The sequence below is a fragment of the Psychrobacter sp. CCUG 69069 genome (assembly GCF_021023115.1).
Classification (GTDB): Bacteria; Pseudomonadota; Gammaproteobacteria; order Pseudomonadales; family Moraxellaceae; genus Psychrobacter; species Psychrobacter namhaensis.
Genome location: NZ_QQAI01000001.1, coordinates 362,107 through 377,392, shown reverse-complemented (window position 1 = coordinate 377,392; position 15,286 = coordinate 362,107). Strand labels below are relative to the sequence as shown.

Below are 15,286 nucleotides of genomic sequence, written 5' to 3'. Positions count from 1 at the left end.
CTCTACTGTTTTGACGCATCATTCTTGGTCAGTGGCAGTGAGTCTGATACCACTTGAGTGGTGGTCGCAAAAGGTTTGGTGGCGATAGGGTATTCAACGTCTTTTGGCATGAGCAAACGCATATGCGGGTAAGGGGTAGAGATGTTAGCGGCATCAAGGGCACGCTTGATATCTTCTGTGAGACCTTCTTTGATCTTGGGCATACGCGCAACGGCGGCGGGCTTTACCCAAAAACGTACAATAAAGAACACCCCATACTCACCAATCTCCGCTACGGTGACCGAGGTCTCAGGGCGGCTGAGCACCACCTCGGTGTCAGTAAGGACCTGCAAAATCTCTTTACGCGCAGTGTCAATATCGTCTTCAAAAGCAATACGTACCCGAATGTCAAAGCGTATAAAGTTTTTGGAGGTCAGATTGGTCACCTCGGAGGAGGCAACGTTGGAGTTTGGGATAATAACGGTGATGTTGTCTCGGGTCAAAATATGGGTAGTGCGTAAGGCGATAAGTACGACGCGGCCCTCATTTTCATTGATGTGAATCCAGTCACCCACTTGAAAGGATTGCTCCAGCAAAATAGTGATACCAGCGATAAAGTTGGCAAGGGTCGACTGAGCGGCAAAACCCACGGCCAAACCTACGATCCCCAAACCGGCCACTAGTGAAACAATATCGAAGCCAAATTGCGCCATAACGCTGGCAAGACCAAGTACTAACAGGAGCACTGATAAGATGTTTTGCAGGAGCTGCTCTATAGAAGCATTGAGTCCATAGTGCTGCAAAACCCTATGAATAATCTGGCCCGATGAGGTCCAAAGCACGTAGTAAATACCAGCCCAAGTACTGGCTTTAGCGGTGGCTTTAACCGTTTCGGGTTCAAAGTTAATTTGACTCATGATGGCGATCAGGCTGGCCACAATCCAAATGTAGCGTAGCACCGAGCGGATAATTTTAGTGCGTCGTTCATTCAAGCGAATTTTCGTTCTACTTTGCTTGACGATGTAAATAGCGAGCCAATAAAAAAATCCCAATACTGCCAGCAGTATGAGGATTTTTATACCAGTACTCACAAGCTCTACCGCTTTAGAAGACCAATCAAGTTTCTCCTCGTCTATGGAGCCACCAAGGGCAAGATATAGGCTAGTATGGAGGTCACGAATGATCTCTTTAAAAAAATCAGTAACACTAGCGATTGGCATTTTTTAGTCCATGCAAAGTTTTTTAAATTGTCTCAAACTGTTAAGGCGTACTGAACATTCAACCATAGCACTGCCGATGTTTAAAAGCTCGCTTCTTGTGTGTCATGGTATTGATAAGGGATTTCCATTTTCTGTTGAACGTCACGTAGCGCAGTCCGTAGTCCTTCTAATATCGTAGGATGATAAAAAGGCGTGTCAAGCATGGCTTTGATACTTAAATCATTGGTGATCGCGGTGGCCAATATGTGACCGATATACTCAGCATCAGGCCCCACCATACTGGCACCCAGTATTCTATCGGTTTTTTTGCAGCCATAAATATGTAGCAGACCACAGTTAACGCCCATGACGCGACTACGACCTTGATTGTCAAAGCTTACCCTGCCGATGACATATTCTAAAGTTGGATCTTGTTGAATTTCTGGTAAAGACAGGCCGACATTGACGATTTGGGGAGCGCAAAACACGATAGAGAATGGCGTGGCTGGTGGGCGAATGTAGGCGGCTTTTTTATTGTCACAGACCATGCTACCAGCACTATAGCCTTCATCACTGGCGACGTGTAGCAGTGGGAGATGGACATTGGCATCACCAACGATATAGACATTTAAATCGCCAATTTGCCCCGTTTTTTCACTGAGGTGTTTGGGGCGGTTTTTATTATCCAGCTCCACGCCTAAGTATTCAACACCCAGCTGTTTTATGTTGTTGCGGCGACCGGTCGCTACTAGTACATATTCACCTTGCCACTGCTGAGACTCACCAGCACTGTCTTCATAGTCAATGAATGCAGCTGAGCTGTTATTGCTGCCGTTTGCTTGGGTGCCCACATTACTGATTTTACTACCCAAATGCATGGTCAGCTCACGATTTAAGCAATCGATAGCCTTATTGTTAATATCGTCATCTTTCAGACCTGCAACGCGCTTTTCACGATTAAACAAAGTGACATCCACGCCCAAGCGAGTGAACGCTTGCGCAAGCTCCAGCCCAACCGACCCTGCACCCACTACTGCCATTGATTTTGGTAAATCGGTTAGCTCAAAGACAGTATCAGAGGTCAGCAAGGTATGGCCGAGCTTCTCAGCCCAACCATCGGGGATAAATGGCGAGCTACCTGTAGCGACAATAACTTTACTGGCTTCAATCACCTCATCGTTAACTTCAATCAATCCGTGCTCATTGATACAAGCACGTCCTGCGATTTTTTTATGATCGGGCCAGCTGTCTACTTGCTCTTTGATATAGCTTGCAAAATGGCTGCGCTCATCACGTACGCGCTGCATGACTTGTTTGCCATCTATCTGGGCGGTGGCATGGACGCCAAACTCAGCAGAATGATTGGCTTCGTGCGCCCGATCAGCTGCCGCGATCAACAGCTTACTTGGCATACAACCTACGGCGATACAGGTGGTTGTCCAAAATCCTTCATTAATAATAACGATATTATCAAAGATTTTGCTGGCTTGACGAAAGGCATTTTGGCCAGCAGTACCTGCGCCAATAACGGCAACGGTGACTTTGCGAGTAACTTTACGTTTACTGTCATCAGCAGAAGTGCCAGATTTTTTATTCATGTCGCTCTCAAATAGTAAAGGCTTAGTGGGTGTTAACGGTTACTTTTAGCATTTGGCATCAGGTTTTTGTCATACCTGTTTTGTAGTTGATGCAGATTAAGACGCTAATGTCTCAAGCAAGCGCTCGGTATAGCCTTTGGCGCGTAGATTTCGTTGGGCGTGTGTCAGTTTGCCCTCTGCATTAAACACAAATGCCGAACGCACCAGACCTAACGTTATTTTGCCATACATGTTCTTTTCTTTGATGACGTCGAAGTACTGGCACAGTTTTTCGTCGCTATCACTGACAAGTGCAATATGTAAATCGTGCTTGGTGATGAATTTTTCGTGCGACTCAATGCTATCACGTGAGACCCCAATAATGTCATAGCCCAAATCATCAAACTCATTAAGACGAGCAGTAAATTCTGTTGCTTGTGTGGTACAGCCTGGCGTATTGTCTTTTGGATAAAAGTAAAGAATAAGCCCTTTATCGGTATTGGCTAGCATGTCTTTGAGGCTGATCTCATCGTGAATCACATGTCCATCTAGCGCTCGTACTAGGGTGACGGGGAAGTCAGGTAAGGTCGTGTTTTCTGTGGTTGGCTTTGCCATTATAAAATCCTTATTGGTTGCGATTACCGGCGCGGGTTATATTTATCATGTTGTTATTATAAGCAGATTCGTAGAAATACCTCATCAGTTTTACACTTTGCTGCTGCATTGGCAACAAAAAAGACTGGCAATGACCAGTCTTTTGTATATCAAACAAGTTGTACATTAAGCCGATTTTTGTGGCTGCTTGAGATCTAAGCCTACCGTACATTGCTGTAAATCTTTTTGCATTTTTTTCACATATGGTAGGTTTGAAGGGTCTTTTTTGTCTTGCGCGTAGCTTTCAATTTCCCACATTTGACCGATAGTCATATTGCTGCGTACACCAATCGTGCAATTACACAGTTTGGTCGCATCGCCTTTATCAGCGACTTTATATTTGACCGCACCAGTGACACAGGTATTGATATTTTTTTGTTTAATGTCAACAGCATTTGCTTGTGGCATGGCAAAAATGGCCGCTAGGGCTAGAGGTAATACTGGCAACAACTTCATAAATGTCCTCGTAAATGTGGTATCAGTTTTTTAGATTTTGTACTCAAATTAGACTCAATTCGCTAATAGGTGAGTAATCCGTAACGCTGCTTATATCTCATGATAAATGCAATCGCTCATACCATAACAAGTATAGCGATTAAAATACAACGGCGACGTGCTGTGTTAATGCAAGCGAATGTTTCGCTAGTGTTGACTGCCGCCATTTGCTAGGGCAAATACTGTCTATTAAGACTGGTAGAGGGTTGGGTCAGTGACGCCAGCCTGTGCAAATCCTTGACGGCGTAGCGCACAACTATCGCAGACTCCGCAAGCAAGACCGTTGATATCAGCCCGGTAACAAGAAATCGTTTGCCCATAATCAACGCCGAGTGACAAACCAAGCTCAATAGTTTTCGCTTTTGATAGCTGCTGCAACGGCGTTTGAATAGACAGGTGGTGACCTGTGACGCCAGCTTTTGTGGCAAGATTGGCCATGTGCTCAAAGGCGGCAATGTATTCTGGACGACAGTCAGGATACCCAGAATAATCGACTGAGCTGACGCCAATGACGATATGATTGGCATCGGTTACTTCGGCGACTGCCAATGCGTAAGATAAAAATATCGTGTTACGCGCTGGCACATAAGTATTGGGAATGGCATCGTTATCAATCTCATCGCGTTTCTTATCAGGGAACTTATCCGCATCACCGTCAGGCACAATCATGCTGTGATCAGTCAGGGAGGAGCCACCAAGTTGAGCGATATCAATATCGATAATTCTGTGATTGACCTCGGCTGCCTCAGCGATGGCTTTGGCCGCGACAAGCTCACTATTGTGACGTTGGCCATAGTTAAAGCTGACTGCCGTCACAGAGGCATAGCGCGCCTTGGCCCAATACAAACAAGTGACCGAATCTAGCCCGCCTGACAGTAGCACGACGGCATTTTGATGTTTATGCGAGGTAGGTAAGTTAGCATCGGACGCTTGAGTGCTAGAAGGGCTTTGCGAGGTAACGTTGGTCATAGTGGTATCTATTATTGGTTTACGTAAATGGTTATTTTAGCAAAAATCGCTCCATTACAGAACCATGTGGCCATGATAAAAGCGCTCTTACCTGTAGAGTGTATTGAGTTATTTATCCCACTCCCGTCGCTTTAAAAAATCTGTGTGTATAAAATGTGCTACTGAGACAAAGTGATCGTTGATAAAGAGACTCACAAATAAAGGAGCTTTGGGTAATAAAGAAGTTGTGACGTTTAACTTTATAATTTAATGTCATATTTTCAATCTATTAGCAATATTTGTTATAATCCTGCTTCTAAAGTAGGCGTGCTAATGATTTTTGCTCACTGCTTTATCATCCCAATTTATGGCCAATGGCTTCATAGCAAAACCACCCTTGTAAAGATATTGAGTAACTTATGACCGCAGCGACCTTGTTTACGCCAAAAATTACACCTGATTTTGATGATACTGGCTTAGATAACCATGCTTTAGACGCTAATATGGATGGCATGGAATACGATGATGGCGCTGACGATGAGGATTATGAAGACAGTGCTGTGACTGGGCAGTCAGCGCCCACTGAGTCGGCACAGTTTCGTAAGCTACAGAAAAAACTACGTAGGCAAGTGTCTTGGGCGATTCGTGATTTTAACATGATCGAAGAGGGTGATGTGGTGATGGTCTGTGTGTCAGGGGGCAAGGACAGCTATACACTACTGGACATTCTACTGCTTCTCAAGCGCATCGCACCCATTAGTTTTGATATCGTTGCGGTCAATCTTGACCAAAAGCAGCCAGGCTATCCTGAAGATATTTTGCCCGCTTATCTAAACGAGCAGGGTATTGCTCACTATATCTTAGAAAAAGACACTTATAGTATTGTCAAAAGCGTGGTGCCCGAAGGCAAAACGTATTGCTCAGCCTGTTCGCGCCTACGTCGCGGTTCTCTGTACGGCTTTGCCAAACAAATTGGAGCGACCAAGATTGCCTTGGGTCATCACCGTGATGACATGTTGGCCACTTTCTTTTTAAACCTGTTTCATGGAGGTGCCCTCAAATCGATGCCTCCTAAGTTGCTCAGTGACGACAAGCAAAACCTACTTATTCGCCCATTGGCTTATGTCGAAGAAAAAGACATCATTGACTATGCTCGCCTCAAAGAATTTCCCATTATTCCCTGCAATTTATGCGGTAGCCAAACTAATCTACAGCGTGCGATCATCAACGACATGTTGCGAGAGTGGGATAATGCGCACCCTCAGCGTTTGGCGTCCATTTTTAAAGCCATGCAAAACGTGGCACCGTCACAGTTAGCGGATCGTGAGTTGTTTGATTTTGAACAGTTAAGTCTTGACCGTGATGATAATGAGCGTTTATTTGAAGGGGATAATATTCAAGCAGGGCAGACCGACAGTTTGGCGGAGATTGGCTTGCCAGTATCGCCAAAAGCGCAGACGTTTAGCTCGAAGTTTGCTAGCGATAAGCAGGATTCGGCAAGTAAGAATAAAACGGCAGAGGGCAGCCGTAGCACACAGAAAATCCCAACCATTAATCCTGTTCTTTAACGGTTTATCAGAGCGTGTCCTCGTTTTAAGAGTAATGAGGGCATGCCTGAGCCGTTAAATAACTCATAAAAAAACCAGCTCATATTTAGTATGGCTGGTTTTTTTACATTGTCAGATGAGGTAATGGTAAACGTTAACTTTCGGCAAAAACAGGTAATGGATCGAAATTAACCTCTGAGCGTGGCAATTTTGCGACATCTTGCATGCGCCAATCTTCTTTACCGTCATTACTTACTTGCAAGTAGTACTTGGCTTTTATAGGATCCATGTCTACTTGCGCGCTGTACTTATTGCCCTCGACATGCTGAAGCACCACATCACGATCTTTTTTGACGTCAGTTGCGTGTGAGATAGACAGGTCCAGCTTTTCTGGATAAACGAGCGGCGTACCATCCAGTAGTTTACCTGACTGCAAGCTTTGCTCAGGATAATTTAAATAAAAAACAATCTCGCCATTATCAGCAAACTGCATTTTGCCATGCAAGTCTAAATCAGCCGTGAGCTTGTCACGTGACACATCTTGATAAAGTGTCTTGCCATCCATATACCAGTCGTCACGTACCACGCTGTCACGGATTTGATAAGAATAATAAACAAACCAAAGGCAGGCGATCACAACCGCAGCTGGCATGCCAATCACAAAGATAACGACCATGTAATTTTTATACCATGGCTGCGTGTCTTGATGCTTAAAGTTCGGTGCTGGAGTAGACATAAAATACCTATTAACTGTATCGACTAACTGTATCGACGGATAATCTGACGGCTAAATACTGCCAGTTTTATGATAAATCGTAACCCCGTTAGTCCTTGACTAACGGATGCAATATAACAGACTACATAGCTAGACTTTTAATAACTTACTGACCTTGAGTGGTAAAAATATTTTGCTTACTGACCTTGTACTGGCCATCTTCACTGGTCACATTTAAGGTCACAGGGGTTTGCCCAAACTCAATCACATCGGGGTCGCCATAGATACTTACGGGCATATCAAAGCTTTCGCCCGCTTCTAGGGGTACATCATTAAATCGCAGCTCTAAGCTTAAACCCTCTTGCGGTGCAAGGGTTATCGTATAAGAATGAGCGTCCTGCGTCTTATTGGTCAGTTTAACGATATAGCTGTTTTCAATCATGCCTTGATTATTGACTGAAGACAACTGATTACGGTCACGACGAATATCAATCTCTAACGGCACTCGGTCCGTCAAAGCATATATGACGCCACCACATAATATGGCTAACAACGCTAAGTAAGCAAACAAGCGTGGGCGTAACACGCGGCTTGGCTCTTTTTCTGCCAATTGACGCTCTGTCGTATAGCGGATAAGCCCACGTGGGTAGCCGACCTTGTCCATGATTTCATTACACGCATCGATACAAGCCGCGCACTGGATACATCCAACCTGTAAACCGTCTCGAATATCGATACCAGTCGGGCAGACCTGCACACACATTTGACATTCGATACAATCGCCTAAATCTTCAGGATTTGTGCCTTTTTTACGAGGGCCGCGTGGCTCGCCGCGCTCATAATCATAGGAGACAATCAGCGTATCCTTGTCAAACATGACACTTTGGAATCGGCCATAAGGACAGATTTGAATACACATTTGCTCACGCATGTAACCGGCATTAGCATAGGTTGCAAACGTAAAGATAAACATCGATATCCAGACCCACGTTGGCCAGTCGGGAAGTGGTATGAAGCCTATCATTTGCCAGCTTTGATACAAATAATCTGTCCCAGCGACGTAGCTTACAAAAGTCGCTGCTGTAATCACTGAAAATACAAACCAAATAAAATATACGACAGAGCGTTTAAATACTTTTTTTGCGCTCAGCGGTTCTTTATCAAATTTGATTCGTTTGTTGCGATCACCAATGACCCACTTTTCGACATACTGATAAAGATGCGTCCAAATCGTTTGGGGGCAGGCATAGCCACACCAAACGCGCCCTGCATACACGGTCACCATAAACAAAGTAAAAGCTGCAATGATGGCAAACGCAGCAATAAAGTAAAAATCTTGGGTCAAAAACGTCATGCCAAAAATATAGTAATGCTGTGAGGGAACATCAAACCATATTGCTTGTCTACCATTATATCGTAGCCACGGCAAAAGCAGAAACGCAGCCAAAAGCGCATACATCGTGATGACACGAATATTTTGATAAAAACCTGTGACAAACCTAGGGTGAACGCGATGTTTGGTGGCATCAAGATCAACTTGCTGTACAGGAATTTTATTGGGTTGTTGTGCTGACATAAACGTGCCTCTTTTAAAAAAGAATCAGTTTGCTGGCATGATGAACAAACACCTTTGATAATGAGATGTATGAGTGTGCGATGTTATCAATGTCAGTAAGTAGCGGCGCGAACTTTGAACCACAAAGTATCGAATCCACCTACCAAATGATCGATTGTATATAGCTAAATGAGAATCGGTAAGATCTGCTAAAACCAGTGACTAATACACGGTTTTTAGGTGCCGTTATTTTAACATTCTCCCTACTATAAATGGGGTGATAATCTTAAAAAGCAAATAATATATAGTAATAATTATCGATAGCTCAGTCGTGCAAGATGCCCTAAATAAAGGCTTGATGACAGACGTATAAAAAGGGAGAACTGTTTTTACAGTTCTCCCTTTTTTGACACTTATCCATTTATTTCTAATACAGCATATAACGAAACTATATTAGTTAACAGTCGCTTCCACAGTTTCTGGAACCTCAGTGGTAGCAGTTGCTGCTTTAGCAGGCTGCGCGGTCTTATCTGACAGTGAGTAAACATAAGCAGCAAGAAGCATAATACGCTCATTACCTAACTTAGTTTGCCATTCAGGCATCACACCAGCACGACCATAACGTAAAGTCTCACGAATGGTTTCGCGATCGCCGCCATATAACCAAGTATTGTCCGTTAAATTAGGCGCGCCAGTAGAGTTCATACCTTTAGCGTCTTCACCATGGCAAAGCACACAGTTGGTAGGCTCATTAAAGATGACCTTACCTTGAGCGACCTTCGTTTGATCAAGATCGTAACCTGGCTGGTTGCCTGATATCGATAACACGTATTCAGATACCGCACGTATGCCATCTTCACCAAGTTGATCACGCCACGCTGCCATACCACCGACTCGGCCGTTATGCAGCGTCGTCAAGATGTTTTCAGGGGCGCCGCCATATAACCAATCATTATCGGTTAAGTTTGGATAACCTGTGGCACCTTTAGCGTTAGAGCCGTGACACACTGAACAGTTCTGTAGAAACAAGCGGCTACCCACTTTTAAAGCATTGGGGTTTTCAGATAACTTTTCTACATAGGGAGCGAGATCCGCCACCTTTTCATCAATCTGAGTTTGCAGATCTGCTGGCGGATTATCACTATGACGCATCGTCGCTTGCATATCCGCAAGTGTCGCTAAAGTCGATGTGGCCCCGCTGGCATCCGCTTTTGCTAAGATGTTTTGTTCAAAGTTATCCGTAAATACTTTGTTATTGCTCTCAAGCTCACTATACAGCTCGTTTTTAGAAGACCATGGTACTGTTTCGCCATCGACTTCTACGGTGGCAATACCGTCCCATTTTGACGGAAAAATAGCTGGAAAAAATACCCAGTATGCAATACCCCAAACGATAGAACCAAAAAATATCACTAGCCACCATTTAGGCAATGGCTTGTCATACTCTTTAATGCCATCATAAGCATGGCCTGTGGTACCGTCCTCTTCTAGTTCTGGCTTGTACTTCAATACCATTAGTAAGACACCGAGGATAGCAGCCCAACACATGATACTTAGTATGGTAATCCAAGAACTCCAAAAAAATGTCATCGTTTATCCTTATTGCGCTGCTCTTCAGACAGAGATTCTATATCCTCGTCATCAAGCGCAAGTTGTGCATCTTCTTCGAAGCGTTTTTTGTTTTTTGGCGAATACGCCCACCATGCAACACCTACGAAGGCAACAAAGGCAGAAACGGTCGCAATTGTTTGTAATTCACCAATACCCATTAGCGCTGTCCTTCCATCGCGGTGCCTAACTGCTGTAGATAAGCGACCAAAGCATCAAGTTCAGTGGCACCAAGTACAGCATCGGGTGCTCCTTCGATATCTTCTTCAGTGTAAGGTACACCAAAGCGATCGCGGAATAGACGCATTTTAGTTTGAACGTTTGCACCATTCACTTCGTTGGTAGCCAGCCATGGGAAACCAGGCATGACTGATTCAGGGACCAGTGAACGTGGATCGATCAAATGCTGCTTTTGCCAGTCTTCAGAATAACGTCCACCAACACGTGCCAGATCAGGTCCAGTACGTTTTGAGCCCCATAAGAATGGGTGATCCCACGTAGATTCAGCAGCACGTGAGTATGGTCCATAACGTTCAACTTCAGCACGTAGTGGACGAATCATCTGAGTATGACAAACGTGACAACCTTCACGAATATAGATGTCACGACCTTCAAATTCTAGTGCAGTCCATGGCTCCATAGAGGGCAGGGGAGCATTCACCCCACCTTCTTCAGGACCCTTGTTGTCATATATCAATGGTACGATTTCAACTAGCGTTGCAAAGCTAATAGCAATAACGATACCGATAACCAACAAGCCTGTATTTTTTTCAATAATTTCATGCGGTGTACCAGACATGATCGCTCCTTATACGTTAGCTGCCGAAGGTTTATCAACACTAGGTTCATGATCAGTAGGATCTGCGATATCGACAGGCTTACCTTCTGGCATCTTAAGTGTTTTATAAACGTTATATGCCATCACAAACATACCCGATACATATAATAGGCCACCAAAAGCACGACCAATATACGGGAAATGCGAGAATTCAACGGTATCAACGAAACTATATACCAACGTACCATCTGGGTTAGTCGCCAGCCACATCATGCCTTGACCAATACCTGAAATCCACATGGATACGATATAGAAGATAGTACCCGCTGTCGCCAGCCAAAAATGCGTCGTGATTAAGCTGATAGAATACATTTTTGGTTTGTTATAGATACGTGGTAACAATACGTATAGTGAACCAATCGTAATCATACCTACCCAGCCAAGTGCCCCTGAGTGTACGTGACCGACTGTCCAATCCGTGTTATGCGATAGCGCATTGACGGTCTTGATAGACATCATTGGGCCTTCGAACGTCGACATCGCGTAGAACGACAATGCCACAATCATAAAGCGAATGATTGGATCGGTACGTAATTTATCCCAACTACCTGATAGCGTTAGTACACCGTTAATCATACCACCCCAAGATGGTGCGAATAGGATGATTGAGAAGACCATTGCCAATGACTGCGTCCAATCTGGAAGCGCTGAATAATGCAAATGGTGACCACCGGCCCACATATATGACGCAATCAATGCCCAAAAGTGAACGATCGACAAACGGTAAGAATAAATAGGACGACCAATCTGTACTGGAACGAAGTAGTACATCATTCCAAGGAACGCTGCCGTTAGATAAAAACCTACCGCGTTATGCCCGTACCACCACTGCACCATCGCATCGGTCGCACCGCCAAATAACGAGTAAGACTTAAATGCGCTAACAGGAATCGCCATGCTGTTTACGATATGCAGTAGGGCAATCGTAATGATAAAGGCTGCAAAGAACCAGTTAGCCACATAGATATGTGAGGTTTTACGTTTGATGAGCGTACCGAAAAAGACAATGGCATAAGATATCCATACCAAAGCAATTAAAACATCGATTGGCCACTCAAGCTCCGCGTATTCTTTAGAGGTGGTCAAACCTAAAGGAAGGGTAATGACGGCTGATACGATAACCGCTTGCCAACCCCAAAAAGTAAACCAAGCCAAATAAGGCGCGAATAACCTTGTCTTACAGGTACGCTGAACAATATAGTAAGACGTTGCGAACAGGGCCGAGCCACCGAACGCAAAAATAACCGCATTAGTATGTAGCGGTCTTAAACGACTAAAGGTCAGCCATGGGATGTCAAAGTTTAGTGCTGGCCATGCTAACTGTGAAGCAATGAACACACCAATACTCATGCCGACGATGCCCCATACCACGGCCATTATCGTAAAGAATCTTACGACAGTAATTTCGTACTCACGGTCCACTGGGGCGACTGCTGTGTTTTGTAAACTCATTGGATGATTCCTTTACAGCCCGAATTATCAACAGAATTAACTAACTCTCCGCATCATCTGTACTATACAAATAATCACCAGATAACGATTGCGGTACATGCTGTTTTTTGACCTACTTATGACAGTCACGTTATTAACTATCAATCTAAGCTTTCGCTCTACATCAGCTAGTATTAGTAGACAGAAGAGACGTTGCAAACGCCCTGCGTTTGTCGCTAATTGATAGTAGGATTATTAATAAAACGTCAAAGTAAATAAGAAGGTGCGCCGTTTTTGAGCATCAAACATCTCATGAGGCTAAGTATTTATCTTAATTATTACCCAAAATCTGTACGAATGAAGATAGATACTAATATCCATAGGATCGTAAAAAACACATTAACCCTAGATGTGTGCTAGCGGCAGCTGACAAAAAAACATGTTTACGTAATGTTTAGTTAAAACTCCTGACTCTGTTTAAGGGTATTGTAACGCAATCCTAATGAAATATCATCAGAACTATGCGGCAAAATACAAACTCTTTGGTAAAAATACTAGCGAGCAACTTATTATTAAGACGCTATCGCCCTATTTTATACTCTATTTTGTCACTATTCTAGCGGTACGTTTGAGTGAGGAAATCACAGATCATTGCCCAGCGTTGGCATGACTGAGAGAAGGACTTTTGTAACAATAGCAACCTTACAGAGATAAATAGGTTTTACTTATCATCGAGCCGCCCTTTATAATAAGGCCGAACACGAATGATAGTGGCGTTCTTTTATACCGCTGTTATCAGCAACTACTTTATAATTTGGTACCCAGTTAGGCGAGGATACTAAAAAACTTTTGCCTAATATAATACTAATTAAGGACAATAATATGGCCGTATTTTTGACAGATGAATGGTTTGAGCAAGTTGAACAAATGGGCCGTGAAGCAGGCGAGCTTAACTTACCACCAGCACTTGCAAATATGATCGTCAACCTAAAAGTCTCTGACACTGAGAAAGATATCGAAGCTAACTTTGCTAATGGTTTACTGCATCGCGGCTTAAATGACTCGGCAACGACGACTTTATTACTTGATCGTAGTATCTTACAGTCCATCATCACAGACTTTGATACCAATCAAATTATGGGTGCATTTATGAGTGGCAAGATTCGCGTAGAAGGCGATATGTCACAATTAATGGCGGTACAGACCGCTCGCCCAAGCGCCGAGCAAAAAGAGCTGTACACCCGTATCAAATCAATGACGACGATGGCTTGATCTTAAAGTTGTACGGTTTTTTTGAACCGTGAGAGTCCATTTGGCAAAAAAATCCCCTAATTGATGTTAGGGGATTTTTTATGGTTACCGTCAACAGTAAAGCGTGTTTATCGTTTCATTAACTGGCTTTTGATGGCTGTGTTGTCTTGTCCTGATTTTCTTTATAGATTGCCGCTTGGAGCCAGACGTTTGCTTGTACATAGTCCTGCACTTTAATAGAGGCCGTCTCTGGGGTATTAAGCGCGCCAATACGGACCACAAATGGATCGGCGTCTTGCTCACGTAGTATCACCACGTCAAACAGAATAACTGACTTTTCGTTAAACACCGTCTCTTGTTTGCCGAGCACCTGACCTTGACACCATGCTTCATCTTCTTGCCCTAGAGTATCACCAAACAGATACGCACACATATGACCCAGATTAATCTCTACAGGCGCCATTTGCTCTTTGGTTTCTGGCTTCCATGCTTTAATTTGCTCTTGTAGGTCATCTGGTAGCTTGCCATCATTGGCCGCCACAATGTCGTTAAACGCACGGTGGTAGCGGATGGCTTCTTGATCCTCAACCATAATGACTTCGTCTTGATCACTCAGTTTAATCTCATGCGCCCACGCACTCAAATTCACAAAATAAGAGGTTTCTCGCTGATACAAATGGCGATTGGTGGTGTAAAGTTGGTCAAAAGCATAAATGATACTGCCATCAGCGGTACGCAAACGTAGGACCGCATCGTGTGAGTTGTCATTAGCGATGACGCGCTCAATTTTACAATTGAGTCCATAAGGGCTATCCACACAAGGGTAGGCGTTGATAAAGCACTCAGGCTTACCATTTTTCATCGCGAGTACTTGATTGATGTGACAAGGCTGATCTTCAGACAGCAGTAAGCAGCTATCTTGAGCGCTCACATTGCTATTTAGGCCTTTAGGCATCGCTGCTTGTTCAATCATTTTTTGCAACCACTCTGGTACGTCATGACTCATGTCATCGGTCAGAATGCGCCAATGGTCGGCATGGCCCGCAGATTGCTCATCAGTTAAGGTGATTTTGGTGGGAGACTGGATGTTTTTATATTGATAATTAATGGTCATGAAGATACTCAAAGTTAAGTCAGCGTGAGGTTTGGACCTAAAACTGCTATTGCTTACGTATCAGCCAATATTTAACATGATTGGTTTTTGATCGTCAGCAATTTGTCATCAGCAAAGGGTCAACAAACAACAATGAACGGTGAATGACAATTGTCCTTAGCATACAATATATAGGTATTGACGCAAGTAATAGCAAGTCCCTCATAAAAAATAGTAACAAAACCGGATTTTTTACCAAAAAATACCGCCAGTTTTTGCTAATGACTGGCACATCTCAGTCAAATTGTGTCAAACTAGCTCCCTTTTGACGGCCATCTTTGGCTCGTCTGAAACCCTGTTGTTGTGTTCGATTTATATGTGAGTGGGGCAAATGCA

The 15,286-nt window shown here is 43.8% G+C and carries 14 protein-coding genes; 2 read left to right on the top strand and 12 right to left on the bottom strand.

Annotated elements, in window-relative coordinates; genetic code table 11:
• Nucleotides 1-2: 2 nt before the first annotated feature.
• From DVY93_RS01520 to queC, 5 genes are all read right to left on the bottom strand, one after another.
• A complete protein-coding gene (locus DVY93_RS01520; RefSeq protein WP_230708543.1) occupies nt 3-1,199 on the bottom strand; it encodes a mechanosensitive ion channel family protein in 1,197 nt (398 codons plus the stop codon).
• Between the two features lie 80 nt (nt 1,200-1,279).
• Nucleotides 1,280-2,776: a dihydrolipoyl dehydrogenase gene (locus DVY93_RS01515; RefSeq protein ID WP_230708541.1), complete on the bottom strand. Its 1,497-nt coding sequence runs from the start codon at nt 2,774-2,776 to the stop codon at nt 1,280-1,282.
• Between the two features lie 96 nt (nt 2,777-2,872).
• The gene (locus tag DVY93_RS01510; RefSeq protein ID WP_230708539.1) at nt 2,873-3,370 is read right to left on the bottom strand and encodes a peroxiredoxin; all 498 of its coding nucleotides are present in this window, start codon (nt 3,368-3,370) and stop codon (nt 2,873-2,875) included.
• A 165-nt stretch (nt 3,371-3,535) separates the two neighbouring features.
• On the bottom strand, nt 3,536-3,865 hold the full coding sequence (locus DVY93_RS01505; RefSeq protein WP_193005129.1) for a hypothetical protein: 330 nt from the start codon (nt 3,863-3,865) through the stop codon (nt 3,536-3,538).
• 228 nt (nt 3,866-4,093) lie between these two features.
• Entirely contained in the window at nt 4,094-4,873 is a 780-nt protein-coding gene (gene queC / locus DVY93_RS01500; protein WP_193005128.1) for a 7-cyano-7-deazaguanine synthase QueC, read from the bottom strand.
• 398 nt (nt 4,874-5,271) lie between these two features.
• Between queC and ttcA the strand changes: the two genes are divergently transcribed.
• Nucleotides 5,272-6,420 (top strand): tRNA 2-thiocytidine(32) synthetase TtcA, encoded by a 1,149-nt coding sequence (gene ttcA, locus DVY93_RS01495; RefSeq protein ID WP_198334342.1) that lies wholly within the window; start codon nt 5,272-5,274, stop codon nt 6,418-6,420.
• A 133-nt stretch (nt 6,421-6,553) separates the two neighbouring features.
• Here ttcA and DVY93_RS01490 read toward each other — a convergent pair whose 3' ends face one another.
• From DVY93_RS01490 to ccoN, 6 genes are all read right to left on the bottom strand, one after another.
• On the bottom strand, nt 6,554-7,135 hold the full coding sequence (locus DVY93_RS01490; RefSeq protein WP_198334343.1) for a FixH family protein: 582 nt from the start codon (nt 7,133-7,135) through the stop codon (nt 6,554-6,556).
• A 145-nt stretch (nt 7,136-7,280) separates the two neighbouring features.
• Nucleotides 7,281-8,690: a cytochrome c oxidase accessory protein CcoG gene (ccoG, locus tag DVY93_RS01485; RefSeq protein WP_198334344.1), complete on the bottom strand. Its 1,410-nt coding sequence runs from the start codon at nt 8,688-8,690 to the stop codon at nt 7,281-7,283.
• 432 nt (nt 8,691-9,122) lie between these two features.
• Entirely contained in the window at nt 9,123-10,259 is a 1,137-nt protein-coding gene (gene ccoP, locus DVY93_RS01480) for a cytochrome-c oxidase, cbb3-type subunit III (RefSeq protein WP_198334345.1), read from the bottom strand.
• Entirely contained in the window at nt 10,256-10,438 is a 183-nt protein-coding gene (locus DVY93_RS01475) for a cbb3-type cytochrome oxidase subunit 3 (protein ID WP_183618778.1), read from the bottom strand. Before DVY93_RS01475 ends, ccoP begins: the two co-directional genes overlap by 4 nt.
• Entirely contained in the window at nt 10,438-11,076 is a 639-nt protein-coding gene (gene ccoO, locus DVY93_RS01470; protein ID WP_193005123.1) for a cytochrome-c oxidase, cbb3-type subunit II, read from the bottom strand. Before ccoO ends, DVY93_RS01475 begins: the two co-directional genes overlap by 1 nt.
• 9 nt (nt 11,077-11,085) lie before the next feature.
• A complete protein-coding gene (ccoN, locus tag DVY93_RS01465; protein ID WP_193005122.1) occupies nt 11,086-12,567 on the bottom strand; it encodes a cytochrome-c oxidase, cbb3-type subunit I in 1,482 nt (493 codons plus the stop codon).
• A gap of 861 nt (nt 12,568-13,428) precedes the next feature.
• Here ccoN and DVY93_RS01460 point away from each other — a divergent pair.
• Nucleotides 13,429-13,818 carry an SCP2 sterol-binding domain-containing protein gene (locus DVY93_RS01460; RefSeq protein WP_193005121.1) on the top strand — a complete coding sequence of 130 codons (390 nt, stop codon included), beginning with the start codon at nt 13,429-13,431 and terminating at the stop codon, nt 13,816-13,818.
• Between the two features lie 118 nt (nt 13,819-13,936).
• On the opposite strand, the gene DVY93_RS01455 is transcribed toward DVY93_RS01460, so the two are convergent.
• Nucleotides 13,937-14,911 (bottom strand): hypothetical protein, encoded by a 975-nt coding sequence (locus DVY93_RS01455; RefSeq protein WP_230708537.1) that lies wholly within the window; start codon nt 14,909-14,911, stop codon nt 13,937-13,939.
• Between the last annotated feature and the right edge of the window lie 375 nt (nt 14,912-15,286).

Excerpts from the sequence above, each read along its gene's own strand:
- DVY93_RS01520 (WP_230708543.1), bottom strand. The coding sequence starts at position 1,199 with ATGCCAATCGCTAGTGTTACTGATTTTTTTAAAGAGATCATTCGTGAC.
- DVY93_RS01515 (WP_230708541.1), bottom strand. The coding sequence starts at position 2,776 with ATGAATAAAAAATCTGGCACTTCTGCTGATGACAGTAAACGTAAAGTT.
- DVY93_RS01510 (WP_230708539.1), bottom strand. The coding sequence starts at position 3,370 with ATGGCAAAGCCAACCACAGAAAACACGACCTTACCTGACTTCCCCGTC.
- DVY93_RS01505 (WP_193005129.1), bottom strand. The coding sequence starts at position 3,865 with ATGAAGTTGTTGCCAGTATTACCTCTAGCCCTAGCGGCCATTTTTGCC.
- queC (WP_193005128.1), bottom strand. The coding sequence starts at position 4,873 with ATGACCAACGTTACCTCGCAAAGCCCTTCTAGCACTCAAGCGTCCGAT.
- ttcA (WP_198334342.1), top strand. The coding sequence starts at position 5,272 with ATGACCGCAGCGACCTTGTTTACGCCAAAAATTACACCTGATTTTGAT.
- DVY93_RS01490 (WP_198334343.1), bottom strand. The coding sequence starts at position 7,135 with ATGTCTACTCCAGCACCGAACTTTAAGCATCAAGACACGCAGCCATGG.
- ccoG (WP_198334344.1), bottom strand. The coding sequence starts at position 8,690 with ATGTCAGCACAACAACCCAATAAAATTCCTGTACAGCAAGTTGATCTT.
- ccoP (WP_198334345.1), bottom strand. The coding sequence starts at position 10,259 with ATGACATTTTTTTGGAGTTCTTGGATTACCATACTAAGTATCATGTGT.
- DVY93_RS01475 (WP_183618778.1), bottom strand. The coding sequence starts at position 10,438 with ATGGGTATTGGTGAATTACAAACAATTGCGACCGTTTCTGCCTTTGTT.
- ccoO (WP_193005123.1), bottom strand. The coding sequence starts at position 11,076 with ATGTCTGGTACACCGCATGAAATTATTGAAAAAAATACAGGCTTGTTG.
- ccoN (WP_193005122.1), bottom strand. The coding sequence starts at position 12,567 with ATGAGTTTACAAAACACAGCAGTCGCCCCAGTGGACCGTGAGTACGAA.
- DVY93_RS01460 (WP_193005121.1), top strand. The coding sequence starts at position 13,429 with ATGGCCGTATTTTTGACAGATGAATGGTTTGAGCAAGTTGAACAAATG.
- DVY93_RS01455 (WP_230708537.1), bottom strand. The coding sequence starts at position 14,911 with ATGACCATTAATTATCAATATAAAAACATCCAGTCTCCCACCAAAATC.